The organism is Mucilaginibacter sp. PAMB04274 (genome assembly GCF_039634385.2).
GTDB lineage: Bacteria > Bacteroidota > Bacteroidia > Sphingobacteriales > Sphingobacteriaceae > Mucilaginibacter.
In genome coordinates, this window is sequence record NZ_CP155081.2 from 4276072 (window position 1) to 4301593 (window position 25522).

The window sequence follows — 25522 nt, forward strand, 5'->3', positions numbered from 1 at the left end:
TAACTGCTTTAAGCCGCAATGCATACTATTTTGTAAATAATTGCTTTAATTTGGAAGAGTACAAATACTCCAATAATTCTATTAAAAAAACATGATACCCGATCATCCAGATTTCAGACCGCTGCACTCCTACTCCCAGGATGGGGAAGATATGCTGCTCCGTCCGTTGCTTATGGAACATATTAAAGACTATGACACCTACAAGGGCTTTTTTGTTGATATAGGCGCGCATCACCCCTTTCGCTACTCTAACACCATGCACTTTTATGAACAGGGCTGGCGTGGTATAAATATTGAGCCCACTCCTGCTGCTATTGAGCTTTTTAACCAATACCGCGAGCATGACATTAATTTAAACGTAGGCATAGGCGCCGAACGTACCCGGCAAACCTTGTACTGCTTCAACGATTCGGCTTTTAACAGTTTTGACCAGGTAGGCTCACAAAGCCGCCACGCTGATACCAGTCCTTATCACATTGTTGAAACTGCCGAAGTGGAAATTTATCCTTTAGCGCAAGTACTTGAGGAAAACCTGCCGGCAGGCCAGGTAGTAATTGATTTTATGAGCGTAGATGTTGCAGGCCTTGATATAAGTGTGCTGCGATCTAATAACTGGGAAAAATACCGTCCTAGCTTTGTATTGGTTGAGGATGTGGACGTAAATTTTAGTCACCTGGATGCATCTGAAGCTTACAGCTTTTTAGCTGAACAAGGCTACCAAATGGTGAGCAAAACGCCGCGCACCTTGATATTTAAGCAAACACTAAGCCGGTAAACCTAAAAGGCATAAAAAAGCAAACCCCGGACTTAATGCCGGGGCTTGCTTATGGATATATAATAGATGCCTAAATCTAGTTAGGCAGACTGGAACTTCTTAGCGTTAATCTTTCTTTCGTTTTCGTTCAGATAGATTTTGCGCATACGAATGCTCTGAGGAGTTACCTCAATGTATTCATCAGCCTGTATGTATTCCATTGATTCTTCTAAAGAGAATTTGATAGCAGGTGCAATACGCACGTTGGTATCACTACCGGATGCGCGCATGTTGGTTAACTGCTTGCCTTTAGTTAAGTTAATAACCAGGTCATTATCACGAATATGCTCGCCCAAAATCTGACCTTCATAAATATCAACACCCGGCTCTATGTGGAAACGACCGCGATCCTGCAACTTATCTATAGCAAATGCAGTTGTTTTACCAGTATCCATTGATACCAATACACCATTCGCACGGCCAGGAATAGCTCCTTTCCAAGGCTCGTAGGCTTTAAAGCGGTGGGCCATAATAGCCTCGCCACCAGTAGCAGTTAATACGTTGTTACGTAAACCAATAATACCACGGGCCGGAATTTCAAATTCTAAGTGCTGTAAATCGCCTTTAGGCTCCATAACCAAAAGATCGCCTTTACGCTGTGTTACCAGCTCTATTACCTTACCGGCAACATCACCAGGTACGTCAACAGTAAGTACCTCAATTGGCTCACATTTAACACCGTCAATTTCTTTAATAATAACCTGTGGCTGGCCAACCTGTAACTCATAACCTTCGCGGCGCATGGTTTCGATCAGTACTGATAAGTGAAGAATACCACGACCATAAACCAGGTACGAATCCGGAGACTCAGTTTCCACAATTTTAAGGGCCAGGTTTTTCTCCATCTCTTTGTACAAACGATCGCGCAGGTGACGTGAGGTTACAAACTTGCCTTCTTTACCAAAAAACGGTGAAGTATTAATGGTGAAGAGCATGTTCATGGTAGGCTCATCGATATGGATAACTTCCAGTTGTTCTGGTTTCTCAAAATCGGCAATGGTATCGCCAATATCGAAACCTTCAATGCCAACAACCGCACATATATCGCCCGATTTTACTTCGGTTACTTTAACTTTACCTAAACCTTCAAAAGTGTAAAGCTCCTTAATTCTTGATTTTTGAATAGTGCCATCGCGTTTCACCAAAGATACCGGCTGGTTTTCTTTAATTACGCCACGAGCCACACGACCAACAGCAATACGGCCCACGAAAGATGAATAATCTAACGAAGTGATTTGCATTTGTAAAGTACCCTCGCTGATAGGGGCCGGTGGAATGTTAGCCAGGATAGCATCCATTAAAGGGAAGATATCATCGGTTTTAACTTTATAGTCGGTGCTCATCCAACCTTGTTTTGATGAACCGTAGATAACCGGAAAATCCAGTTGCTCTTCGGTTGCATCCAGGTTAAAGAACAACTCAAAAATTTGTTCATAAACCTCTTCCGGACGGCAGTTTTCTTTATCTACTTTGTTTACAACCACAATTGGTTTTAAGCCTAAAGCCAAAGCCTTTTGGGTTACGAAACGAGTTTGTGGCATGGCGCCTTCAAAAGCATCACACAACAATAAAACGCCATCGGCCATTTTTAACACACGCTCAACCTCACCGCCAAAGTCGGCGTGACCAGGAGTATCAATAATGTTGATCTTTACGTCTTTATACCGTACCGATACGTTTTTAGAAACGATGGTAATGCCCCGCTCGCGTTCCAGATCGTTATTGTCCAGAATCAGCTCGCCGGTCTCCTGGTTATCGCGGAAGATGGCGCAGCTATGAAGGATTTTATCAACCAAAGTAGTTTTACCGTGGTCAACGTGTGCTATAATAGCAATATTACGAATTTGATTTTGCATGAAATATGCCTCTTGAATTTTGCGCAAAGATACGTTTAATTTATGGCAATTAAAAGCATTCTCAGCTTTTTACAATACTTTGAATATTAGCTATAAATGAGCATGTTAAAGTATCATTATCATATAATAAAACAGTTGTAAACTTACCCGCTAAATGCCCAGCACAAAAACTTAGGCATTGCCCTAGCCCAGGTAGCTGCATTGTGTTCGCCGCCCACCATTTCGAGGTATTGAATATCGCTGGGGCGCATGTACCCCTTAGCCTCCAATTCTTTTACGAAATCTATAGTATCGTCAATCGAGTCAATAATGCCGTTTTTGTTGCGGTCGGCTGTTTCATCATGCGTACCGGTCTGTAACCAAAATTTAAGCACAGGCTTATTTGCTGATTCGCGGACCATTTGATGCGCTATGCGGTCCATATCGGTATAACCGTCAGCCAGATCCTTACTGCGCCACCAGAACGAGCCGGAGAATACGCCCACTTTATTAAAAACATCTGCATGGTTCCAGGCAATATCCAATGCAGATAACCCGCCAAGCGAAAAACCAGCATAAGCCGTTGTTTTAAACGCCTGCAGGCCAGTTTCCCGGTAAATAGCCGGCAAAAGCTCTTCCACAATAAACCGGGTATATAAACCCGCTTTTGAGCCTCGCATTTTAAAATCAGGCTGGTTTGCCACACCATATTCTTGAATGCGCTCTTCGCCGGCATGTATGGCTACTACCAGTAAGGGGTCAATGCCACTGCGTTCGTATTGAAATTCCAGGGTTTCTTTCAGCTTTAAATTCCCAGCATCCTGTCCGTCATTCAACAAGAGCAGGCTTTGTGGCGCAATATCATCAGTTGAGTAAAGGGTGCATGTCACTTCGCGATTAAGCAAAGCCGAGGCTATATGGAGGCTGGTTTCGGTAACGGTTATGGTTTCGGGCCAGGCAGTATACATATTCAATTAATTAATGGGGTTACAAAAGTACGCGCTTTTAACACTTATACACAATTATTACGCTTATTGTTGCCCAAATCAAACAATCGGCCTATCTTACAACTTAAATAATTATAGCTTAACTAAAATTGACTGAACAATATCACCGCTGGTACTCGCAAACCCTTAATCAGGACATGGAAATGCTGGTGTTTGGCACCCGTGGCTATCCGGTTATCCTGTTTCCAACCTCAATGGGCCGCTATTATCAGAACAAAGATTATGGCCTGATTGACAGCGCACGCTGGTTTATAGACAATGGCCTGGCGAAAATTTACTGCCCCGACGCTATAGACCTGCAAAGCTGGTACAATAAAGGCATTCATCCGGCCGACCGCGCCCGCAACCATGCCCGGTACGACCAGATGTTACACAACGAAGTAGTGCCCTGGGCTATGCACGAAACCGGTATAGGTAAGGTGTGCGTAGCAGGTTGCAGCTTTGGTGGCTACCACGCAGCCAATTATGCCTTTAAACACCCTGAACGAGTTGGCCACATGTTTAGCATGGGTGGTGCTTTCGACATCAGGATGTTTACCGATGGGTATTATGACGATAACATCTTTTACAATAATCCGGTAGATTACCTGCCAGGCAGTAACCATCAAGATCTATGGCGTATGAACATTATTCTGGGCACCTCAGACCGTGATATCTGCAAAGAGTATAACTACCAGCTTTCAAATATTCTAAATCAAAAACACATTAATCACTGGCTGGATGTAAGACCATTTGCCGAGCACGACTGGCCCATCTGGAAAGAAATGTTTCCGCATTATTTATCAACCATAAGTTAATAGAGATACTAGAATAAAGAGCCAGCGTCAAGATTTAAAACAGGTTTTAAAAAACAGAAAGCTTACAACATAAAACCTACAACTAAATATTAACAAATACTAAACACAACCTACACTTATGAAAAAAATAGGCATTTTATTTGGACAGGAGAACACCTTTCCACAGGCTTTTGTAGATCGCATAAATGAAAAAGGCATAAAAGATATCAGCGCCGAGTTTGTGCGCATTGATAAGGTAATGCAAGGCGAGCCGCTTGATTATGCGGTAATAATTGACCGCATATCGCAAGATGTGCCGTTTTACCGGGCGGCTCTTAAAAATGCGGCTATATCTGGCACAGCCGTTATCAATAACCCATTCTGGTGGAGCGCTGATGAAAAGTTTTTTAACAATGCGCTGGCGGTAAAGCTGGGCATTCCTGTTCCTAAAACCGTATTGCTCCCTTCGCGCGATCATCCTAAAGGAACTAATGATCAATCCTTCCGTAACCTGGCCTACCCGTTAGACTGGGATGCCATATTTAATTATGTGGGCTTCCCGGCATACATGAAACCGTTTGACGGTGGCGGCTGGCGCGATGTTTACAAGATTAGTGACAAAGAAGACCTATGGACTAAGTTTGAAGGTACCGGCGAACTGGTAATGCTGTTGCAGGAAGAGATTATTTTTGATGATTATTTCCGTTGCTACTGCATTGGCGGTAAGCACGTGCGTATTATGCAATATGAGCCACGCAACCCGCATCACTTGCGTTACGAGCATGGCAAAGCCCCGGCCGATAAAAAGCTGCTGGCCACTATTGAAGAGTACGTGTTAAAACTAAATCAATATTTAGGCTACGATTTTAATACCGTGGAGTTTGCCGTACGTGATGGCATCCCCTACGCTATTGATTTTTGCAACCCAGCGCCAGATGCCGATGTGAACAGTGTAGGCCAGGAAAACTTTGACTGGGTGGTTGAAACGGCTGCCACTTATGCTATTGAACGTGCACAACAACAGAAAAACGGCGTAGACAATTTAACCTGGGGCCAATATTTAAAAGGAGCCTTGAACCAAACACCATTAGTAGCGGCTTCAGCAACAAAAACTAAAACAGCAAAAGTGGCAGCCAAAGCTCCTGCAGCGCCCAGTTTAGGCACTATTGACCATGCTATAACTGATGAAGGCGCAATTACCGAAGCGGCTAAACCCAAAAAAGCCAAAGCTGCTGCCGCGCCTAAAGCAGCTGTACAAACTGCAAAGCCGGCTGCACCTGCCAAGGAAGCAGCAACTAAGGTAAAAGCAATTAAGGAACCGGTTACAAAGGCAGAGCCCGTGAAAGAAAAGGGCAAAAAGGCCAAGAAAAAAGATTAAATGGATACTGCATTAACCGACGGTGATAAAAAGTTAATAAGTGACGTAGAGCAATATGGGTTCCATATTGTTCACGTCCTTGCTGATAACGGCCTGCCTGGCTTTGGCTTTTCTGTCGGTTTGTTTCACAACTTTAAACACCCGGAGATCATCATAATAGGCCTGCAGCAAGAGTTAATTCATTCGCTCATTAACGATATGGGAGAAGCCATTAAAAGTGGAAAAGTTTTTGATGCGTACTCCTATTCGCCGGATATACTGGAAGGCTTTGAGTGCTATTTTATCCCTATTGATCAAAGTAATTACCGAAACTATTTAGGTTATGCACACTGGTTTTATAAAAACGATGAGTTTCCGGTGTTACAGTGTATTTATCCAACAGTAAAGGGTATTTACCCCTGGCAAAGTGATTGGCCTCAGAGAATAAAGCATATACAACCCATATTAGGACCACTAAATTTTTAAGCTATGAATGAGTTTACCATTGGGGTTGAGGAAGAGTTTATGGTGATAGACCCGGTTAGTCGGGAACTAAAATCGCATGAACAAAAGATTGTAGACGGTGCCCAGCGCATTCACGAAGACCAGGTAAAGGCAGAAATGCACCAGGCTGTAGTGGAAGTAGGCACGCATATTTGCCGCAATACCGAAGAGGCACGTAAAGAGGTGAGCAAACTACGTCTTACCGTGGCACAACTGGCAGGTGATATGGGTTTGCGTATAGGTGCGGCCGGTACGCATCCTTTTTCGCACTGGGCGGGCCAGCTTATTACTGAACATCCAAGATATAACGAAATTGTAGACGAATTGCAGGATGCCGCCCGCTCGAACCTTATTTTTGGTTTACATGTGCATGTGGGCATCCAATCGCGGGAGATGGCCATACATATTGCCAACCAGGTACGCTACTTTTTGCCGCACGTTTTCGCCATGAGCGCCAATTCACCCTTTTGGGAAGGGCGTAATACCGGTTATAAATCGTACCGTACCAAGGTGTTTGATAAGTTTCCGCGTACCGGCATACCCGACGCTTTTAGCAGTATTGAGGAGTACGACAATTACATTAAGCTGCTGGTAAAAACCAACTGCATCGATAACGCCAAAAAGATCTGGTGGGATATCCGGGTACATCCATTCTATGAAACTATTGAGTTCAGGATATGTGATTGTCCTATGCTGGTTGATGAGACAATTGCCTTTACCGCAATTTTTCAGGCATTGTGTGCCAAGCTGTACAAGCTGCGGTTGCAAAACATGAAGTTTATCACCTATCCTCGTGCCCTTATTAATGAAAATAAATGGCGCGCCGCACGTTACGGCATTGACGGCAAACTGATAGATTTTGGCAAGCAACAGGAAGTAAACACCCGTGCACTGATACTGGAACTGTTAGATTTTGTGGATGATGTAGTGGATGATTTAGGATGCCGCGATGATTTGCAATACATACACCAGATACTGGAACACGGCACCGGAGCTGACCGCCAGTTGGCTGTTTATCAGCAAAAAGGTAACTTTGTAGACGTGGTAGATTATATTACCTCGCAAACATTAAAAGGGATTTGAGCAACGTGATGACAGATACAACATCCATAAAAGTAGCTATACTCGATTTATATGCAGGTCACCCTAACCAGGGCATGCGCTGTTTTCAGGATATATTAATACGGTATAAGACCAACAGTCAGCTAAACCTGAGCTACCAGGTATTTGACGTTCGCAGAGCTAATGAGGTACCTGGTACCGACTTTGATATCTATATATCAAGCGGCGGTCCGGGTAGCCCTATTGATAGCGAAGGGGCTGACTGGGAAAACAACTATTTTAAATTGATTGATGCTATTGATCAGCACAATCAAACTACCGATGGAGCCAAAAAGCATGTGCTTTTCGTTTGTCACTCGTTCCAGTTAATGTGCCGCCGCTGGCAACTGGGCGAGGTGAATTTGCGCCATTCACCATCATTTGGCGCATTACCAGTGCATTTAACACCCAGCGGACATAGCGAAGCTATTTTCGAAGACCTGAGCGACCCATTCTATGCAGTTGATTCCCGCTCGTGGCAGGTAATTAACCCTGATGAAAACCGTTTTAAAGAAACTGGAGCAACGCTCATTGCAATTGAAAAAGAACGGCCTTATGTAGAATATCCACGTGCTATGATGGCTATACGTTTCAACGAATACTTTGTAGGCACGCAATTTCACCCTGAGGCTGATGCCATAGGCATGAAAGAGTATTTAATTACCAACGAGAAAAAGAAAGAAGTAATAGATGAACACGGCGAAACCAAGTATCATGAGATGATTGAACGCCTGGAAGACCCGGACAAGATCATGCACACGCAAAATACCATTATACCTAACTTTTTACATGAGGCCATACTGAGCTTGCAGGAAGCATAGGCGGATAAGGAGTATGATTCACAAATGTAAGTCTGAACTTGCTTGAAAACTTTAAGTGCTAAGTCGTCGAACTACTTTTAAAAAACATCTCTATGGAAAAATCCGCCCGCAGCAAATTCAACGCTAACTTCAGCACCGAAAAATATCAGCAGTTTTTACAGCTGCTCAATAAAGACCTGCCTGCTGATGTGGCATTCCGCGTGGCAGAAACGCCTATCTTTTTAACGACCGAATTTAAAGAGAAGCTGCTAGCCGCTGGTAACAATATCCTGCAAACTATATTGCAACCAGGTTTTAAAGAACTAACCGAGCGTGCAATTCCGCAAAAATGGAAAGTAGCTAATGAGAATGATCATCCTCATTTCATTGCCTTGGATTTTGGCGTTTGTAAAGATGAAGCCGGCAACATCGTACCTAAGCTTATAGAATTGCAAGGCTTTCCATCTCTATACGGTTTCCAGGTTAAGCTGGGTGATACTTACAGCCAGGCTTATGATATTGCCGATGACTGGACAATCTACTTCAACAACCTGGGTAAACAGGATTATACAGACTTATTGAGAGAAACCATATTGGGGCCCTACCAGCCTCACGAAGTTGTATTGATGGATGTGAATGCTCTCGAACAAAAAACATCGGTCGACTTTTATATTACGCAGCAATACCTGGGCATTCCCATCGTATCGTTAGGCGATATAAAGCAAAAAGGCAATCAGTTATTTTATGAGGCCAACGGTGAAGATAAATTAATTAAGCGCATATACAATCGCCTTATATTTGACGAGATTGAAACAGAAGGTACGCCTTTTGATGGGTATGTTGATTTGCGACAAACGCTCGATGTGGAATGGGTAACCCACCCTAACTGGTTCTATCGCATTAGTAAGTTTACCATGCCCTACTTAAAAGGAGATGCGATACCTAAAACGTTCTTTTTGCATGAGTTAGCGGCCATACCCGCCGATTTGGAAAACTATGTTCTTAAACCCTTATTCTCCTTTGCCGGCCAGGGCGTAATTATTGATGTTACCGCTACGGACGTTGAAAGCATTAAGGACCCGGAGAACTGGATATTGCAAGAAAAAGTACACTATGAACCTGTGGTTGAAGCGCCCGACGGTGGCGTAAAGGCCGAGATTCGGCTGCTATACCTTTGGCCAGACGGTGATGATGAACCAACTCTGGCTATAAACCTTGCACGCTTAAGCCGTGGCAAAATGATTGGTGTACGCTACAATAAAGATTTTGACTGGGTGGGCGGTACTACTGCTTTCTTTCCTAAATAAGCATTACTTATTAGGTGCGGCTAATACTATTGCATTGGTTTTTACGTGTATATGATATAACAATCTGTATTTTTGAACTATGAGTTTTCAAACCATCATCATTATATTACTTTTTGCGGCCGCTGTGGTTTATGTGGGCCGTATGGTATATAAAAGTCTTTATACTAAAAAAGGCTGTGGTTCAAACTGTAAATGCGGGGTCGATTTTTCGAACGTTAATCCCGACAAACTGGGTTCTTAAACGCTAAAGCTCCTTTTAACAAGTTTATTCATTAAAACCGTTAGTTTTGTTCTGCGAAACGTACTAACTGCTGATGGCTCATAAACAAATTTTTCAAGCTGATAATCCTAAACGTTGGAATAGCTTTAAATGGCTTAGCCGAGTGCTGCTGTTTATTTTAGTAAGCGGCGTAGTAGGCGCTGCAATTACTGTTACGTCAAAGCAGTATCCCGAGCTTCCCAACCTTACGCCAACACCTAAAAAGCTAACCAAAGCCGAGTTAAACAAGCTCAAGCGATCAACCGAATACCGCGATTTTACGGTTCAGAAAGCTCAGATACAGGAGATCAGGCGGGCATTGCACTTGCATCAGCTTAAACATCCAAATAACGCTTTCCGGATTAACGTAGGCTTTTACCATGCATGGGAACCACAGGCCTATACCTCGCTGGTTGATAACATTGGCAAACTGGACATGGTAGTGAGCGAAGGCTTTGCCATTACTCCTGGTGAAGACACCATTACCGTGCGTATGGACACCGGCTTGGTAAACCTGAATAAACGCCATCATAAACCCGTTGTCATAACACTTACCAATTATATTAATTACAACAATGTAAGCGGCGGTTTCGATAGTAAGGATGTTAACCGCATAGTTGGCAACCCTAAGCTGCGTACAGCATTCATTAACAATATTGCCGAAAGCTTAACCAAGTACAAGCTTAAAGGCCTTAACCTGAGCTTTGACGACATAAAAGATCGTAACCGGCCGGCTTACCGTGCATTTCAGCAGGAGCTTTACAGCACATTGCACACCCAGGGCTTTCTGTTAACCCAAAATGTGGTGCCCGAAGATGACGAGTTTGACTTGAAGTTTTTACAAAAAGTGAACGATTACCTTTTTGTAATGGCTATTGACCAGCATAACGATGCCAGTAACGCAGGCGATATTTCGCACCAGCATTGGGTGGAGCAAATACTGGATAAAGTATGTGAGCAGGTACCCAGCGAGAAGGTTATTTTGACGGTGGCAGGCGGCGGTTTTGACTGGGCCGAACATAATTACGGCACCTCAGTAGGCTACCAGGAGGCTGTAAGTACCGCTCAGGAACACAACAGCAAAATTAATTACAACCCCGAGTCTGCCAACTTGAACTTTTCTTACCGTGGGTCAGACTCTTTGATGCACACCGTATACTTTGCCGATGCTGCCACCAATTTCAATATCATCCGCATGGCCGATGATTGGGCTACCGGCGGCGTGGCCTTATGGCGGCTTGGAACTGAAGACCCGCGCTTGTGGTCATTTTTCCAAAAAAACTTATCTACCGATTCTTTACGCAAAACGGGTATCGATATAAAAAAACTCACCAAAGTAGGCTTAAATAAAAAGGTTGATTACACCGGCGAGGGCGAGGTGCTATACCTTATATCTGAACCTAAAACGGGCAAAATTGATGTACAGTTCGATCCTAAAACTTTCACCATCACCAATCAGACTTATATAGAGCTGCCTACCAAATATGTGATTAGGCGGTATGGCTATGCGCCCAAAAAGGTGGTTCTTACGTTTGATGATGGTCCGGATCCTACCTATACACCGCAAATACTGGACATACTAAAGAAAGAAAAAGTACCGGCTTCCTTTTTTGTGGTGGGTGCTATGGTTGAAAAGAACATGCCCCTGCTGCGTCGCATTTACAATGAAGGCTATGAGATTGGCAACCACACCTTCTTTCACCCCGATATCTCCAAAATCCCACTCCAACGCGTAAGTCTGGAGTTAAATGCCACCCGCAAGCTTATCGAATCCATAACCGGGCACAGTACCGTGCTTTTCAGGGCGCCGTTTAATGCCGATGCCGAACCGCAAACACTTGACGAGATCATTCCGGTGGCGCAAAGCAAAAAAGAGAACTACATTAACATAGGCGAGTTTATTGATCCGCACGACTGGGAACCCGGCGTAACTGCCGATAGTATTGTAGCCCGTACCATTAAACAATCTGGAAACGGCTCCATGATATTGCTACACGATGCCGGCGGCGATTCGCGCGAGGAAACGGTTAAGGCATTGCCGCGCATTATCCAATACTTTAAAAGCAAGGGTTATGAGTTTACCACCATTGCCGATGTATTAAACAAGAGCAAGGATGAACTGATGCCGCCTGTAACAGACGATGCCAACAGCGGCATCACCGGCGGATTGTATGATCTGTTTAACTCGGGCTTATTTTATGGCAACTGGTTTTTATTGTACTTGTTCCTTACTGCTATATTTTTAGCGGTAGGCCGAATTATACTTATAGGCATATTGGCCGTTAGGCAGTTTGCCCTGAATAAAAAAGCGCCTGATCATGATGTGGATGTAAGCGCCCTGCCGCCGGTAAGTATTATTGTGCCTGCTTACAATGAGGAGGTAACAGCGGTTAAAACTATACAGAGCCTAATGCAGCTGGAGTATCCGAAAATGGAAATACTTTTTGTGGACGATGGCTCTAAGGATCGGACGTTTGAAGTGGTGAGCACCGCCTATCAAAATCATGATATGGTTAAGATACTAACCAAACCTAACGGTGGTAAAGCATCGGCCCTGAACTTTGGTATTGCCCAGGCAAAGTACGATTATGTAGTGTGTATTGATGCTGATACTTTACTGAAGAACGACGCCATTATACACCTGATGGCTTACTTTACCGATGAGGAGATTGGCGCAGTAGCGGGTACGGTTAAAGTGGGTAACGAGACCAACCTTATTACACGCTGGCAGTCTATTGAATACATTACGGCGCAAAATATGGACCGCCGGGCTTTTGATTTACTCAACAGCATTACCGTGGTACCGGGAGCCATTGGGGCATTCCGGAAAGAGGCTATCTTTGAAGCAGGCGGCTTTACTACCGATACTTTGGCCGAAGATTGCGATTTAACAATGCGCATACTCAAGCTGGGCTATGTTATTCGTAATGCCGGTGAGGCTATTGCTTATACCGAAGCGCCCGAAACAGTGCACATGCTGATGAAACAACGTTTTAGATGGAGTTATGGCGTGATGCAAAGCTTCTGGAAAAACCGCGATGCCTTATTTAACCGCAAGTACAAATTTTTTGGCATGGTGGGTATGCCTAACATCTTGATTTTTCAGATCATACTGCCATTGTTCTCACCACTGGCCGATTTGATGATGATTGGCGGCTTTTTCAGCGACCATCCCGAAAAGATTTTTGCGTTCTACCTGGCGTTTATCGTTATTGATCTCTTGGTAGCGGTTATTGCTTTCCGTATGGAAAAAGAGAGTTACCGCAAACTGATCTACATTATTCCGCAGCGCTTTGCCTGGCGGCAATTGATGTACTACATCTTGTTCAAATCTCTACGCCACGCCCTCAAAGGCCAGCACAGTGGCTGGGGCAATTTGAAAAGAACGGGCAATGTGAAGGTAAACAATGAGACAACCACAGAATAAAATCTGTAAAGTAAGATTACTTTTGTAGCATTACGGTATTACCAACCAAGTCATGAATGGCTCTTTTTTGAGTATTAAAATGCATAGTAACAAAAGAAAGCCAATCTAAACCAAACTTAAAAACAAACCGAAGTTAAGTTTGCACTAAGCTGGGCTTCTTACTTTCATCCTTTGCTTGCTTGATTTGAATACCCATTAATCTGTTGCCCATTGTTCCTTTAGTAAAAGCCATAAAAAAGGGCTCGTAACAACCAAAAAGAAAAACAAACAAAGCAATTCTTATCCAGTCGGGCGTATTGGTGATATTACTAAGAGTAGCTGAGATAAGTACCATGGCTATTATAATCAGTAAGGTATCAATAAACATGGATTGAAATCTTCTAACCAATGATGGGTAGTTAGCTGTTGGTGTGGCGTTAGTTTCTGCAATGGTGTCCATGGTTTAGGTTTAATATGAATAGCTAATATAGTTTTTTTCATACAAAACACTTCAAGGCAACTTGGTGCAAGATGAGGGACATATCGATTATTGTTTGTACCCCAAACAACGATCAAACCTCACTGCTGCATCAAACTGAATATTCTATATTCATGATTCGAAACCATCGGGGAGGGTTGTGAAGGAGCCGCTACTTCTCTATCAAACAAACCGCATAGGCTACTACACCTTCTTCGCGGCCTATGAAGCCCATTTGCTCGTTGGTGGTGGCTTTAATGGAGATATCCTCTTCGCTGATGCCTGCCGCCTGGGCAATGTTTGCTTTCATAGCGGGTATGTGTGGGTTTATTTTAGGCGCCTCGAGGCATATCATGGCATCGATATTACCTACGCTCCAGCCCTTCTCTTGCAAGAGTTTTATAACATGTTGTAGTAAAATAAGACTGCTTATGTCCCGCCAGCGTTCATCTTTATTACTAAAGTGATACCCAATATCGCGCAGGTTGGCTGCGCCCAGTAAAGCATCACAAATGGCGTGCACCATAACGTCAGCATCAGAATGCCCAAAAGCACCCGAATGGTGCGGCAGGGTAACTCCACCCATCACAAAGGGATGGTCTTCTTTCATTTGATGTACATCAAATCCAAAGCCTACACGTATCTTACTCATAAGTATTATTTACCGCCAAAGGTAGCACTTAGTGTAAAACGGAGGGTATTAGCCAACGGACTTTTTTGCTGTGTAGCCAGCAGGTATGCTAAGTCGAGGTTAAAAATGTTGTATTTGAAACCGGCGCCCAGCGTAGCATACTGACGATCGCCTTTGGATGGATTCTCGTAAAAATATCCCGCCCTGAAAAATATTTGCTTATTGTAGCCATATTCAGCACCTGCAGCATAGCTTATCTCTTTCAGTTCTTCGCCAAAACCGCCCGGCGCATCGGCAAATGAGCCAAATATGCCTGCAGGGATGGAGCGGTCGTCGTCATAGCCTTGTATCACATTGCCTTTATTATCGCGTATGGGTGGTGTAGGCACCATTAGCTTATTAATATCAAGCGTAAGTGTAAAGTGACTGTTGTTCTCTAAAAACCAGGTATCGGCCACGCCCAACCTTAAATTGGCGGGCAGAAAATAGCTTTGCCCATTTGTAGAAAAACTCATTTTAGTGCCGAGGTTAGAAGCTGTTGCACCGAATGATAATTGTGCCTGCTTACCAAACTGAATGGTTTGCTTGGTGTAATAAGCCGAAACATCAGCAGCTACCGCATTCCCAGCCTTGGTTTGCTGTCCGTTAACAACCGCGCCGTTGGTTAGCCCCGAATGGATGTACCTGGCAGTTAAAGCCAATGAAAAATTTTGCCCAAACTTGCGTGCAAATGAACCATCTACAGAAAACTCATTTGGGCTGTAAGTACCCTGATCGGTTTGGCCGGCATCTATAAGTTGTATGCTGCCTAAATTAAAGTAGCGTAATGAAAGGCCGATTGCATTACGGTCGTCCAGTTTGCGGGCATAACTCAAGTAAGCCAAATTAACGTCAGATACGAGTCTGCGTAACCATGGGCTATAAGAAAGCGCAACATTATCCCGGCCTTCAATAAAGGCTAGTTTTGAGGGGTTCCAGTAGTTGGCATTAACATCGGGAGATAAAGCTACGCCGGCATCTCCCATGGCACCAGAGCGCGAATCTGGCGCTATGGTTAAAAAAGGAACAGCTGTGATAAGTCCATTTGTACTGCTGCCATTTGTTGTTGTGCTGTTATTTACCGTTCCCTGTGCCATTACAGCCGCGGGCACTATGCAACAGGACAGTAATAAAGTGTAAAACTTTAAAAATTTCATTACTACAAATAAGCTGTTAATTTTTCTAAAAAACTACGATTTATACTCTACCATGGTATAAAAGTTTTAATTTAGCACACCGCCACTTTTTTCATATTAAGTGTAACTTATAGAACTTGTTAGCCGTTAAACAGGCTAAACTACAACTTAACGTTATCGGCAGTTTTTCGAATTAAATTACTGTTTAAAGAAATTTTGTATTTTTATATTCAAATTTTTAAATATGATTAAGCATTTTACTAAATCTGCTTTACTATTGGGATGTGTGGGATTGTTATTAGGCAGTTGCAGTAAACCAATGCGTTCGCAAAAAACCGGCGTTGTTTACAATAACAAAGACAATGGCGGTTACATGCGTTTCCAACAAACGCATCCGGCTCCCGGACCAGGGCTGATAGCTATTGAAGGCGGTACGTTCGTATTAGGTGGCAGCGCCGATCAGGATGTAACTTTCGATTACAATAACACACGTCGTCGTGTAACTATCGCTTCGTTTTATATGGACGAAAGCGAAGTATCTAACCAAGACTGGCTGGATTATCTTCATTACATTAGCATTACCTACTCTGGTGACAGAGAGCTATATTATAATGCGGTACCTGATACGCTGGTATGGCGCAGACCTTTGTCATATAACGAACCTTACGTAGATAATTACCTGAGGCACCCGGCTTTTCAGGACTACCCGGTTGTGGGCGTTACCTGGGAGCAAGCTCAAGAGTATTGTGTTTTCCGGACTAACCAGATAAACGAAAACATTTTACGCGAGACTGGTCGCTTAGCATCATGGAAAGATGCCGCTACAGGCGGCAAAGGCGACCAGCCATTTGATACAGACATTTACCTGAACAACCAATACAATGGCAAAGACGGTAAAAATGCCATGAAAAACCTTAACCCGAGTGCTAAAGCTGGTGGTACTGGCAAAGCTACCCGACCTGTACGTATGGAAGATGGTATTTTGAAACCAGCTTACCGTTTACCTACAGAAGCGGAATGGGAATATGCTGCATTGGGTTTAGCTGGCAACACTGAGTTTGAAAACATTGAAGACGGCAAAATATATCCGTGGAATGGCATGGGTGTACGCTCGGCAAAAAAACGCACCCGTGGTATGATTATGGCTAACTTTAAACGTGGCGAGGGTGACAACATGGGTGTAGGCGGTTCCTTGAATGATAAAGCCGACATTACTGCTCCGGTACGTTCTTATCAGCCTAATGATTTTGGTTTGTATAACATGGCCGGTAATGTTAACGAATGGACTAACGATACTTACCGCCAAATGACGTTTGAGGACGTTGAAGATTTTAACCCGTTCCGTGGTAACGAGTATACTAACAAACGCCTTGCCGATGCCGAAAAAGGTATTTATGCAAAAGACAAATATGGCCGCGTAATTAAGGATGCTGCTAAATCGAACAAAAAACTACCTTGGAACGAGTTTATTGCTCAGCAACAAGGACAAAAACCAGCAACTACTGTTGGCACACCAAGCGGTGTACCTGTTGGCGCTGCTACCGCTTCAATAGCCGGCAAGCCATTTAAAGCAGATCAACGCGGCTTTGCCGACTCAACTGATAACAGTTTGTATGGTGTAACTACTTTGGTGAACGATCATTCTAAGGTTTACAAAGGTGGTTCATGGAATGACCGCGCTATGTGGTTAAACCCAGCTACCCGCCGCTTTATGGACCAGGGCGATGCCAGCGCCGAAGTTGGTTTCCGCTGCGCCATGAGCATGGTTGGCGCTCCAGAAATTAACCCTAATGGTAAAACACACTTCAGTGTTAAAAAGCCTAAAAACTATAATCCAAAGAAATAAGGATGTAATAAAATGAAAAAGCCCGTTGCCAAAAGCAACGGGCTTTTTTTGTGGGTGAAAAACAAAGTTGACTTAAATGTTTCTTTCATACACCAACTCGCTCCAAATAAAATGCTATAAATTAGTACCTAAGCAAGCTCTTCAACCCCCTTTTACGCTATACCAACTTGCAATATGCAAGCATCTGCCGCTGCACCACTTTGGTGTCCTTAATAGCATCGTATTGTTAGGCAGTGTTAGATAGGTATTGCGATGAATAACTAGCAAGAGCGCCAAAACAATAAAAGCGGGATGCTATGTAATAACATCCCGCTTTTGCCATTCATATAAGTGTGTATTTACTTATTTACTGTAGTGTGGCTAAATAGAATCCTAAAATCGTTTCCGCTATCATTATACAACTGTAGCGAAACATCTGTGCTATCCCAGGGCACATCAACCATAGCTTTAGCAAACGGGCCAAAGGCATTGGTATTTGCATTAAACCCTTTAAATTCTGCAGCTTTTAAAGTTATGTTACCATACTGTATAACCGTCGGGTTATTATCTATAGTCTTGTAAACGTAGCGCTCAATGTATATATTCTTATAATTTATTAAGGTTTGAGGCAAGAACAACTCATAATAAGGATCGGAAGGCAGTACAGCTACTGCAAATTTAACACCGTAATTCTGGCTTATAAAAAACAGGTTGGGCTTCCATGTATCGGCAAGCTTACCGGTTGGCGCAACCAGGCTGGTGCTTACTGCTGTATTCAAGTTAGTTTCATAACGGTACATGCGGGCAGGGTCTGTTGCCGATGTTGGTGCCATGTAAACCTTAAAGTTAGTTTGCCAGGTACCGGCGTAAACACCGTTTAAAGGCAAAATATAAAAGGTACCGCCTTTGGTAGCCTTTTTACGTATAGTAGTGGTGCCGTTTGTAAATACAGCTACAACCGAATCGGTTGTATTAATATCAAGGCTGGTTTTAGGGAATGCAATGGTAACCTGGTTAGAATTTTCGGTGCTGCCACCGGTGCCAGGTTTAGTACCGGTGCCGGTTGTATCCGGCGTAATGTCATTATCTTCATAAGTACGGCATGATGACACAGCCATCACACTTAACACCAACAGCAAAAAAAGAGGGCGGGTAAAAATCTTCATATCAATACATTACAGCAAATTATGCAAATTTAAGCATTGCATTTTACTGTAGCACAATTATTTACATTTAACTATTGGGTTAATGCAAATTGCACTAAGTTGGCACCCATCTTTAAAGCTTTTAAGCGTATTTCCTGGCTATCGCCAGCATAAGTGCCCAGGTCTTCCCACCCATTGCCTAAATCGCACTCCACATCATAAAAGCAAACCAAACGCCCCTTGTAAATCAGGCCGAAACCTTGCGGGCGCTTACTGTCATGCTCATGTATTTTAGGCAAGCCGGCAGGAAAATCAAATTTCTGATGGTATATAGGATGATTGAATGGTAATTCTACAAAATTAAGTTCAGGAAAAACCTTCTTCATTTCGGGGCGAATAAACTTATCTAACCCATAATTATCGCATATGTGCAAAAACCCGCCACCGGTTAAGTACTGCCGCAAGTTACGCACATCATGTTCAGAAAAGATAACATTACCGTGGCCGGTCATAAACACAAAAGGGTAATTAAACAGCTCGGCGCTCCCGGCTTCTACGGTTTCATCCTCAACCTTAAAATTGGTTTTTAAATTTTGGTTGCAAAACTTAATGAGGTTGGGTAAAGCTGTACGGTCGCCGTACCAATCACCGCCGCCATTGTATTTAAGGCGCGCCAGGGTATAAGTAGGCACCTGCCTGTAACTGCTTAGCAACAGGGGTATAAACAGTAAAAACAGTGCTTTAATTTTCATCAATTGACAGCTTTGAAACACCGCTATAAGTATAATACGCTACCACGTAACATTACTTGTTAGCGTACCTTACCAATTGTTTACCTGTTCAAAAAATTAACCTCAAAACAGGCTTCCAGCGCGGCTGTTTCGGTACGCAGGCGGCTTTCGCCTAAAGTTATGGGTTTGAAGCCGCTTTGCAAAGCATCGGCAATTTCTTTTTCGGTAAAATCGCCCTCCGGTCCAATCAGTATGAGGCAATGGCCTTGTAGCTGCAATTGAGCAGCCAGGCTTACCTTATCCTCGCCGGGCAGGCAGTGTGCCATAAACTTTTGTCCGTTGAAAGGGATGCTCAATAACTTAGCCAGCGGCTGTATAGGATTTAATTTGGGGTGGTAAGCTTTAATAGATTGCTTTACAGCGGAGGTAATGATCTTGTCTAACCGTTCAACTTTAGCTTCCTTACGTTCTGAGCGCTGGCATAGAATGAGCGACACTTCATCAATACCTATCTCGGTAGCTTTTTCCAGAAACCATTCCAGCCGCTCTATATTTTTGGTAGGTGCAACAGCAATATGTAGGTAATGGTTGCGCTTACCAAACGCTTGTTGAGCCTCTGTGATAACCAGTAATGTTTTTTTAGGATGCGGGTCAATAATTCGTGCAGTATAAAAACCGCCCCTACCATCAACCAGTTGAATGCTATCATCTTGTTCCAGCCGCAGCACACGTATACAGTGCTTACTTTCCTCCTCGCTTAAGGTATAATGTGAAGCACCTTCGGGTAAATCAGGCGTATAAAAGATTTGCATAAGCATCGAGGCTTAATTAAGGTCTGATACGTCTTCCTCGTTCAGCAGGAGTTCCAGCTTAACCGATTCAATATTTTGGTCAGACTTTTTGAGTACTGTAATGTTGTAACCGTTTGATTCGCGCTGTTCGCCTACCTCAGGTATCTTACCAAAAATTTCGCTTACCCAGCCCGATACGGTATCAAAATCACCATCCTCTGGCAAATCATGAGGTAAATGTTCATTTACGTCATAAATAGAGGCTACAGCGTTTACGATGAACTCACGGTCATTTACTTTGTCAACAATTGGCTTTTCCTCGTCAAACTCGTCCTGAATCTCGCCAACCAGTTCCTCCACAATATCTTCAAGCGTTACCATACCAGCGGTACCGCCAAACTCATCCAGCACAATAGCGATCTGGATACGTTTTTGCTGCAGTTCGGCCATCAGATCGTTGATCTTCTTGGTTTCGGGGATGAAGTACGGCTTGCGGATAATATCCTTCAGCTCAAAATCTATTTTACGGGCCAGTAAAGGCAAAATATCTTTCGCATGCACAATACCGATGATCTTATCAACCGTATCGTCATATACCGGCATACGCGAGTAGCCTTCGGTAACCAGGCAGTCTAACAAATCCTGCGGCGAAGAGCTGATATCGATACCCGATATTTTGGTACGAGGCACCATGATGTTCTTGACTACACGCTCGTTAAAATCAAATACATTTTTAATGAGCTCATGCTCGTTTGAATCCAGTGCACCACTTTCTTTGCCCTGTTCCAGCAAGTACTGTAATTCTTCGGAGCTATGGTGTGATTCATCGCCGTGAACGGCGGTAACACCAAAAAGCTTCAGAATAAAGTTAGCAAAGCTGTTCAGCACCCAGATAGCCGGGCGAAATACAACAAAAAAGAATCTTAAGGGATAAGACACCGTCATTGCTGTTCGTACAGAACGCTGTATGGCCAGTGTTTTAGGCGCCAGCTCACCAAATACAATATGCAATATGGTAATGGTGATAAAGGCTACTACGTGGCTAATGTTAATAATAAGGCTCGATTCGATTACTAAACCAAATGCTTTGAATAAATTAAGCATCAGTTTACTAACCACCTCTTCGCCTGCCCAACCTAAGCCAAGTGAAGCAATGGTAATACCCAGCTGCGTAGCAGCCAGGTAACCATCTAAATTATGCATAATACCACGGGCAACTTTAGCCATCCGGCTACCGGCCTTTGCCTGAATTTCAATTTGCGAACCGCGAACACGCACGATGGCAAATTCGGCGGCTACGAAAAAACCGTTCAGCAAAACCAAAAATATGGTTAAGAAGATATGAAAACCGTTTATGTCTAAATCAGGGCCCATGTATTATTTTTGGTCAGGGAACGTCGTCTGGTACAATTCCAAACTTTCGTTAATCACCTTAAGTGCATAAGGCTTACCCATTAAATGCTCAATTGTTACGTTCTTGCCTTCCAGCTTTTTGTAATCCTGAAAGAAACGCACTATTTCTTTCATGGCATGCGGCGGCAACTCATTAAGATCGTTAATGTAATTTACCGACATATCGTTTTTAGCAACAGCAATAATCTTATCGTCTTGCTCGCCATTGTCAACCATGTGCATTACGCCAATAACCTTGGCTTCGATTAATGACATCGGAAACACGTCAACAGAGCACAAAACCAATATATCCAACGGATCTTTATCGTCACAATAAGTTTGCGGGATAAAACCATAATTGGCCGGATACATTACAGATGAAAATAACACGCGATCCAGTCTTAATAAACCTGAATCTTTATCAATTTCATATTTAGCTTTTGAACCTTTGGGGATCTCGATGATGGCATTAACTATGTCCGGAAGATTTTCGCCCGGACTAACCTGATGCCAGGGATGTTGTGTACTCATGTAAAATTGTAAGAATATGTATAAAATTATTGTTCGTCAATTTTGTTTGTTGCTTTACCTCTTTTAAGGAAAGCAATGATAAGCGGCACACTGGTAACTACAATTAATGCAATTACAATATACTGCAAATAATCTTTTAGTCCGGGATATTTCCGACCTAAAAAAAAGCCTGATAATGTTAGTGTTGCAACCCAGGCTATACTGCCCACAAAGTTATATAAACTAAACTTCTTAAAATCAACCTTTACAACACCGGCAAAGATAGGCGCAAAAGTTCTGATTATAGGGAAGAATCTGCCTAAAACGAGGGCCATGCCGCCGTATTTCTGGTAGAACTCCTCGGCCATTACAATATAGCGCTTTTTAAAGAATAAGGATTCCTTACGATTCTCCATCAGCGGACCGGTGCGGTAGCCAAACCAGTAACCAGTGTAATTGCCCAATACGCCAGCTGCCATTAGCGATAATACCAGCGTATAGATATTCACATCAAGCAAGCCGGTTGCACAAAGCAAGCCAGCCATAAACAGCAGGTAGTCGCCCGGAAGGAAGAATCCGAAGAACAACCCGGTCTCAGCATACACTACCACCAGCAATAAGTAAAAGCCTCCTTTACTGATGATGGATTGTGCATCCGTTAAATTCTGCAGATGTTCCCAGAAGTTTTCCATTCACGATATTTGTAAAACTACAAATATTACAGCAATTTGTAATGCGAGATACAAACTATATCAAGTTTGATATAAGTGCAGGGTATATACCAATAACCAATGTAACCACGGCCGAAAAGCCCAAAACTATTTGATAATAGCCCGGCACAACCAGTTCATCGTGTTCGGCCGTACGAAAGTACATGGCAATAATTACTCTAAAATAGTAGTAAATACTAATAATGGCGTTGATAACCGCAATAATAACCAGCCACACCTGATAACGCGCCATAGCACCATAAAACATTAAAAACTTCCCAATAAAACCAGCAGTAAGTGGAATACCCGCCAATGAAAGCATGGCAATAGTAAGTACAGCAGCCAGGAAAGGATTGCGTTTACCCAGGCCATTAAAGCACTCAAAGCTATCACTGCCTAATTGCTGTTGCACCAGCAACAACACACCAAACGCAATAATGGAAGCAATGGAGTAGGCTGTGGCATACATAAATATAGCATTGCCCGAGCCTGCACTTAAGGCCACTATGGCAAACAACAGGTAACCTGCGTGTGAGATACTCGAAAAGGCAAGCATACGTTTAAAGCTGTGCTGATACAGCGCTGTAAGGTTGCCAATAAATAACGTTAAAATGGTTATAGCCAGCAAAGTTGGCATCCAGAAATCGGCCAGCGGTGCAAAGCTGGCGGCAAACAAGCGTAAGAATGCGGCAAAGCCGGCAGTTTTTACAACGGTCGACATGAAAGCGGTGATAAGCGTTGGAGATCCTTCGTAAACATCGGGCGTCCAGAAGTGGAAAGGTGCCGCACCTACTTTAAAGCACAGGCCAATAATCATTAAGATAATACCGGTATGAAATAACGGGTTGATACCACGGGGATGCGCTAAGGCCCAGTCGCGGATGACCTCCAGGTTAAACGAACCTGTAGCACCATAAATTAATGCTATGCCGAACAGTAAAAAGCCGGTTGAAAAGGCACCCATCAAAAAGTATTTCAATGATGCTTCGTTTGAGGCAAAGCTCTTTTTATCGATACCGGCCAAGATGTACAAGCTAACCGACATAATTTCGATACCGATAAACAGCATGCTTAAGTTATAGTATGATACCATAACTATGATACCCGCCAGCGAAAACAGCATAATGGCAAAGTATTCGGCTACATGCTCGCTTATTTTTTCAAAATAGCCTTTTGATAACATCAATATTAGCAGTGTTGATACAATTGCCGTCGCTGAAAATGCTACCGAAAAGTTATCAAACAGCATCATATCATGATAAATAGGCACCGCACCGTTGTTCCACTGCATTACAGCCGATGCCAGCGCCAGCAGTAAACCCACTATAGTAACCGGCAGCAGCAACTTATTGGCTTTATACAAGCCCAAGTACAACAGCACTATGGGTAATACAGCTATGATGATTAACGTAGTCATTATTTCAAGTTTCTTATATCTAAAAAATTCGTTTCAAAAGCCTGTTAAGACCATCGAAGTTTATTTTCCTAATTTGTGTAAAAGAGCTTCGCTTATCTTACCGTTAACGGTATTCATCAGGTGGGTAACTGCCGCTTCAGACAGATGCAACACCGGTTGCGGATATACACCAATGGCAATAATTAAAGCGCAAATAATACCCAGCACAATTTTCTCGCTTAGCGTAATATCGGTAAAGGTGGCGGTTAATGCATTGGTTTCGCCCTGCATTACGTTTTTGTACATCCTTAGCATATAAACGGCACCCAGTATAATGGTTAAGCCGGCTACTATGCCCATCCACATGTTATAGCGGTAAACACCGTTCAATAACAGGAACTCGCCAATAAAACCATTGGTTAAAGGCAGCGCTACAGATGCCAGCACAATAATTAAGAAAGCTATAGCAAACTTAGGGGCCACTTTTGATAAACCACCCAGCTCGGTAACATCGCGGGTTTTTAACTGGCGGCTAATGATGTCCCAAATGAAGAACAAACCTACCACCTCAATACCGTGGTTCAGCATTTGTATCATGGCACCTTGCAAGCCTTGTATGTTCCAGGCCAATAACCCGGCAGCTATCAACCCTACGTGCGCAATAGAAGAGTAAGCGATTAAACGCTTACCATCTCGCTGTCTGAAAGCAATGATGGATGCATATACAATACCGGCAATAGCTAACCAAAGTGGGTTGTTCTGCCACTCGTAAAAGCCAACCGGCGCAATAGGGATCATCCAGCGGATGGCGCCGTATACGCCCATCTTTAACATGATACCAGATAAAAGCATACTGCCCGCCGATGGTGCCTCGGTATAGGTATCGGGCTGCCAGGTATGCAGCGGAAAAATAGGCATCTTAATAGCGAAGGCCAGTAAGAACGCGCCGAATATCCACGACTGCTGCTCGGCATTCAGTTTAAGCTCGTAAAACTTAAAAATATCAAAAGTGCGGTCAGGCGTTTGCAGGTACAGATAAATAATGGCCAGCAACATAAACAATGAACCGGCAAAAGTATAAATGAAGAATTTAAGTGTAACCTTAATACGGTTTTCGCCGCCCCACATACCGCATATAAAGTAAATAGGTATTAAAGCAACCTCCCACCCTATGTAAAACATAAAGCCATCAAGCGCGGTAAACACCATGAGCAAGCCAAACTGCATAAACATAATTAAGGCGTAGAATGCAGAGGCGTTTTTATAATCGTGCTTAAAGGTGCTTGTAATAATAAAGGGAACCAGCAACACCGTTAATATAACCGGAATAATATTGATACCATCAATACCCGCGGTAAAGTATATGCCCAGTTTAGGTATCCACGCAAAATCGGTAACAAATTGTAGGCTGGCATCGGGCGTATACTGCGTTACGAAATAGGCACCCAAAGCCAGTTCGGCCACTGAAAAAAACAAGGCAGCATTTTTGGCAGCATTGCCTTTTATAAACAAAAGCGCCAGGGCTGCCAGTAAGGGTAAAAGGAGTAAAAAACTAACCGTCATTGTATGTGC

23 protein-coding genes are annotated in these 25522 nt (G+C 43.3%); 10 read left to right on the forward strand and 13 right to left on the reverse strand.

Annotated features, from left to right (window positions below):
- The first annotated feature begins 91 nt into the window (after window positions 1-91).
- Complete coding sequence (locus ABDD95_RS17960) at window positions 92-775, forward strand: FkbM family methyltransferase (RefSeq protein WP_345948722.1); 684 nt, start codon at window positions 92-94, stop codon at window positions 773-775.
- 80 nt (window positions 776-855) lie between these two features.
- On the opposite strand, the gene typA is transcribed toward ABDD95_RS17960, so the two are convergent.
- The gene (gene typA / locus ABDD95_RS17965) at window positions 856-2670 is read right to left on the reverse strand and encodes a translational GTPase TypA (protein WP_345948723.1); all 1815 of its coding nucleotides are present in this window, start codon (window positions 2668-2670) and stop codon (window positions 856-858) included.
- Window positions 2671-2813: 143 nt separating this feature from the next.
- Window positions 2814-3617 (reverse strand): alpha/beta hydrolase-fold protein, encoded by an 804-nt coding sequence (locus tag ABDD95_RS17970; protein WP_345948724.1) that lies wholly within the window; start codon window positions 3615-3617, stop codon window positions 2814-2816.
- Window positions 3618-3745: 128 nt separating this feature from the next.
- Between ABDD95_RS17970 and ABDD95_RS17975 the strand changes: the two genes are divergently transcribed.
- The 8 genes from ABDD95_RS17975 (at window position 3746) to ABDD95_RS18010 (ending at window position 13187) form a co-directional block, all read left to right on the forward strand.
- Entirely contained in the window at window positions 3746-4453 is a 708-nt protein-coding gene (locus tag ABDD95_RS17975; protein WP_345948725.1) for an alpha/beta fold hydrolase, read from the forward strand.
- Window positions 4454-4571: 118 nt separating this feature from the next.
- Window positions 4572-5810 carry a hypothetical protein gene (locus ABDD95_RS17980; RefSeq protein ID WP_345948726.1) on the forward strand — a complete coding sequence of 413 codons (1239 nt, stop codon included), beginning with the start codon at window positions 4572-4574 and terminating at the stop codon, window positions 5808-5810.
- Window positions 5811-6275 carry a DUF4262 domain-containing protein gene (locus tag ABDD95_RS17985; RefSeq protein ID WP_345948727.1) on the forward strand — a complete coding sequence of 155 codons (465 nt, stop codon included), beginning with the start codon at window positions 5811-5813 and terminating at the stop codon, window positions 6273-6275.
- A 3-nt stretch (window positions 6276-6278) separates the two neighbouring features.
- Window positions 6279-7376 (forward strand): carboxylate-amine ligase, encoded by a 1098-nt coding sequence (locus ABDD95_RS17990; RefSeq protein WP_345948728.1) that lies wholly within the window; start codon window positions 6279-6281, stop codon window positions 7374-7376.
- Window positions 7377-7384: 8 nt separating this feature from the next.
- Window positions 7385-8215, forward strand: a complete 831-nt coding sequence (locus ABDD95_RS17995; RefSeq protein ID WP_345948729.1) for a GMP synthase — start codon at window positions 7385-7387, stop codon at window positions 8213-8215.
- 92 nt (window positions 8216-8307) lie between these two features.
- The gene (locus ABDD95_RS18000) at window positions 8308-9501 is read left to right on the forward strand and encodes a hypothetical protein (RefSeq protein WP_345948730.1); all 1194 of its coding nucleotides are present in this window, start codon (window positions 8308-8310) and stop codon (window positions 9499-9501) included.
- 79 nt (window positions 9502-9580) lie between these two features.
- A complete protein-coding gene (locus ABDD95_RS18005; protein WP_345948731.1) occupies window positions 9581-9742 on the forward strand; it encodes a FeoB-associated Cys-rich membrane protein in 162 nt (53 codons plus the stop codon).
- A 73-nt stretch (window positions 9743-9815) separates the two neighbouring features.
- The gene (locus ABDD95_RS18010; protein WP_345948732.1) at window positions 9816-13187 is read left to right on the forward strand and encodes a glycosyltransferase; all 3372 of its coding nucleotides are present in this window, start codon (window positions 9816-9818) and stop codon (window positions 13185-13187) included.
- 133 nt (window positions 13188-13320) lie between these two features.
- Here ABDD95_RS18010 and ABDD95_RS18015 read toward each other — a convergent pair whose 3' ends face one another.
- The 3 genes from ABDD95_RS18015 to porV form a co-directional block, all read right to left on the reverse strand.
- Window positions 13321-13626: an RDD family protein gene (locus ABDD95_RS18015; protein ID WP_345948733.1), complete on the reverse strand. Its 306-nt coding sequence runs from the start codon at window positions 13624-13626 to the stop codon at window positions 13321-13323.
- A 190-nt stretch (window positions 13627-13816) separates the two neighbouring features.
- Window positions 13817-14296 (reverse strand): 2-C-methyl-D-erythritol 2,4-cyclodiphosphate synthase, encoded by a 480-nt coding sequence (gene ispF, locus ABDD95_RS18020; RefSeq protein ID WP_345948734.1) that lies wholly within the window; start codon window positions 14294-14296, stop codon window positions 13817-13819.
- Window positions 14297-14301: 5 nt separating this feature from the next.
- Window positions 14302-15471, reverse strand: a complete 1170-nt coding sequence (porV, locus tag ABDD95_RS18025; protein WP_345948735.1) for a type IX secretion system outer membrane channel protein PorV — start codon at window positions 15469-15471, stop codon at window positions 14302-14304.
- Between the two features lie 223 nt (window positions 15472-15694).
- On the opposite strand from porV, the gene ABDD95_RS18030 reads away from it, so the two are divergent.
- The gene (locus ABDD95_RS18030; RefSeq protein ID WP_345948736.1) at window positions 15695-17296 is read left to right on the forward strand and encodes an SUMF1/EgtB/PvdO family nonheme iron enzyme; all 1602 of its coding nucleotides are present in this window, start codon (window positions 15695-15697) and stop codon (window positions 17294-17296) included.
- Window positions 17297-17634: 338 nt separating this feature from the next.
- Here the strand turns inward: ABDD95_RS18030 and ABDD95_RS18035 are convergent, their stop codons facing one another.
- The 8 genes from ABDD95_RS18035 to ABDD95_RS18070 form a co-directional block, all read right to left on the reverse strand.
- Entirely contained in the window at window positions 17635-18441 is an 807-nt protein-coding gene (locus tag ABDD95_RS18035) for a hypothetical protein (RefSeq protein WP_345948737.1), read from the reverse strand.
- Between the two features lie 71 nt (window positions 18442-18512).
- Complete coding sequence (locus ABDD95_RS18040; protein WP_345948738.1) at window positions 18513-19172, reverse strand: DUF4159 domain-containing protein; 660 nt, start codon at window positions 19170-19172, stop codon at window positions 18513-18515.
- An 80-nt stretch (window positions 19173-19252) separates the two neighbouring features.
- Window positions 19253-19963, reverse strand: coding sequence for a 16S rRNA (uracil(1498)-N(3))-methyltransferase (locus tag ABDD95_RS18045; protein ID WP_345948739.1), 711 nt, complete (start codon window positions 19961-19963; stop codon window positions 19253-19255).
- A gap of 12 nt (window positions 19964-19975) precedes the next feature.
- Complete coding sequence (locus ABDD95_RS18050) at window positions 19976-21316, reverse strand: hemolysin family protein (protein WP_345948740.1); 1341 nt, start codon at window positions 21314-21316, stop codon at window positions 19976-19978.
- Window positions 21317-21319: 3 nt separating this feature from the next.
- On the reverse strand, window positions 21320-21865 hold the full coding sequence (locus tag ABDD95_RS18055) for an inorganic diphosphatase (protein WP_345948741.1): 546 nt from the start codon (window positions 21863-21865) through the stop codon (window positions 21320-21322).
- Window positions 21866-21891: 26 nt separating this feature from the next.
- On the reverse strand, window positions 21892-22536 hold the full coding sequence (locus ABDD95_RS18060; RefSeq protein ID WP_345948742.1) for a DedA family protein: 645 nt from the start codon (window positions 22534-22536) through the stop codon (window positions 21892-21894).
- 55 nt (window positions 22537-22591) lie between these two features.
- Window positions 22592-23971: an NADH-quinone oxidoreductase subunit N gene (locus tag ABDD95_RS18065; RefSeq protein ID WP_345948743.1), complete on the reverse strand. Its 1380-nt coding sequence runs from the start codon at window positions 23969-23971 to the stop codon at window positions 22592-22594.
- 60 nt (window positions 23972-24031) lie between these two features.
- Complete coding sequence (locus tag ABDD95_RS18070) at window positions 24032-25513, reverse strand: NADH-quinone oxidoreductase subunit M (RefSeq protein ID WP_345948744.1); 1482 nt, start codon at window positions 25511-25513, stop codon at window positions 24032-24034.
- Between the last annotated feature and the right edge of the window lie 9 nt (window positions 25514-25522).

What these genes read in the sequence shown, in the direction of transcription:
- ABDD95_RS17980 (WP_345948726.1), top strand. Translation starts at nt 4,572, where the DNA reads ATGAAAAAAATAGGCATTTTATTTGGACAGGAGAACACCTTTCCACAG.
- porV (WP_345948735.1), bottom strand. Translation starts at nt 15,471, where the DNA reads ATGAAATTTTTAAAGTTTTACACTTTATTACTGTCCTGTTGCATAGTG.
- ABDD95_RS17985 (WP_345948727.1), top strand. Translation starts at nt 5,811, where the DNA reads ATGGATACTGCATTAACCGACGGTGATAAAAAGTTAATAAGTGACGTA.
- ABDD95_RS17995 (WP_345948729.1), top strand. Translation starts at nt 7,385, where the DNA reads ATGACAGATACAACATCCATAAAAGTAGCTATACTCGATTTATATGCA.
- ispF (WP_345948734.1), bottom strand. Translation starts at nt 14,296, where the DNA reads ATGAGTAAGATACGTGTAGGCTTTGGATTTGATGTACATCAAATGAAA.
- ABDD95_RS17970 (WP_345948724.1), bottom strand. Translation starts at nt 3,617, where the DNA reads ATGTATACTGCCTGGCCCGAAACCATAACCGTTACCGAAACCAGCCTC.
- ABDD95_RS18005 (WP_345948731.1), top strand. Translation starts at nt 9,581, where the DNA reads ATGAGTTTTCAAACCATCATCATTATATTACTTTTTGCGGCCGCTGTG.
- typA (WP_345948723.1), bottom strand. Translation starts at nt 2,670, where the DNA reads ATGCAAAATCAAATTCGTAATATTGCTATTATAGCACACGTTGACCAC.
- ABDD95_RS18010 (WP_345948732.1), top strand. Translation starts at nt 9,816, where the DNA reads ATGGCTCATAAACAAATTTTTCAAGCTGATAATCCTAAACGTTGGAAT.
- ABDD95_RS17990 (WP_345948728.1), top strand. Translation starts at nt 6,279, where the DNA reads ATGAATGAGTTTACCATTGGGGTTGAGGAAGAGTTTATGGTGATAGAC.
- ABDD95_RS18055 (WP_345948741.1), bottom strand. Translation starts at nt 21,865, where the DNA reads ATGAGTACACAACATCCCTGGCATCAGGTTAGTCCGGGCGAAAATCTT.
- ABDD95_RS18000 (WP_345948730.1), top strand. Translation starts at nt 8,308, where the DNA reads ATGGAAAAATCCGCCCGCAGCAAATTCAACGCTAACTTCAGCACCGAA.
- ABDD95_RS18030 (WP_345948736.1), top strand. Translation starts at nt 15,695, where the DNA reads ATGATTAAGCATTTTACTAAATCTGCTTTACTATTGGGATGTGTGGGA.
- ABDD95_RS17960 (WP_345948722.1), top strand. Translation starts at nt 92, where the DNA reads ATGATACCCGATCATCCAGATTTCAGACCGCTGCACTCCTACTCCCAG.
- ABDD95_RS18060 (WP_345948742.1), bottom strand. Translation starts at nt 22,536, where the DNA reads ATGGAAAACTTCTGGGAACATCTGCAGAATTTAACGGATGCACAATCC.
- ABDD95_RS18035 (WP_345948737.1), bottom strand. Translation starts at nt 18,441, where the DNA reads ATGAAGATTTTTACCCGCCCTCTTTTTTTGCTGTTGGTGTTAAGTGTG.
- ABDD95_RS18065 (WP_345948743.1), bottom strand. Translation starts at nt 23,971, where the DNA reads ATGACTACGTTAATCATCATAGCTGTATTACCCATAGTGCTGTTGTAC.
- ABDD95_RS18050 (WP_345948740.1), bottom strand. Translation starts at nt 21,316, where the DNA reads ATGGGCCCTGATTTAGACATAAACGGTTTTCATATCTTCTTAACCATA.
- ABDD95_RS18045 (WP_345948739.1), bottom strand. Translation starts at nt 19,963, where the DNA reads ATGCAAATCTTTTATACGCCTGATTTACCCGAAGGTGCTTCACATTAT.
- ABDD95_RS18040 (WP_345948738.1), bottom strand. Translation starts at nt 19,172, where the DNA reads ATGAAAATTAAAGCACTGTTTTTACTGTTTATACCCCTGTTGCTAAGC.
- ABDD95_RS18070 (WP_345948744.1), bottom strand. Translation starts at nt 25,513, where the DNA reads ATGACGGTTAGTTTTTTACTCCTTTTACCCTTACTGGCAGCCCTGGCG.
- ABDD95_RS18015 (WP_345948733.1), bottom strand. Translation starts at nt 13,626, where the DNA reads ATGGACACCATTGCAGAAACTAACGCCACACCAACAGCTAACTACCCA.